The following is a 302-nucleotide window of genomic DNA, read 5'->3' as shown; positions in this document are numbered from 1 at the left end:
GTTTCATAACCGTGCACCCCGCCCGTAACCAGCACCACCGGCCGATCGGCTCGCCAGTCCCGACTGCGGACCGCCATCAGCGGGTAAACGTCCGGGCCATATTCAAGGCGGCCGTACTCCTGCACATCGAAGCGCGAACGCAGCCTCTCGAGCGCGCTGAGCACATCGGATTCGTAACTGCGCTGACGAGTCTGCTGTAACAGCCACTCAGCGCGCTCCTCCGCGCACCATGGTTTACCGGGCGCGCCGATTGGATAAGTTGCCGGAACTGTGTTCATTCGACGCTGTTCCTCGGTCCAGTC

At 62.6% G+C, this 302-nt stretch carries 1 pseudogene; it reads right to left on the bottom strand.

What is annotated here, in order from left to right:
• Positions 1-278, bottom strand: a pseudogene (locus E5Q11_RS17690) (M14 family metallocarboxypeptidase); the annotation flags it as partial.
• Positions 279-302 lie beyond the last annotated feature (24 nt).

It is taken from the genome of Marinobacter confluentis, assembly GCF_004785685.1.
Taxonomy (GTDB): Bacteria; Pseudomonadota; Gammaproteobacteria; order Pseudomonadales; family Oleiphilaceae; genus Marinobacter; species Marinobacter confluentis.
Note: the sequence above shows the minus strand (reverse complement) of the source record. Positions and strands in the feature narration are given on the sequence as shown.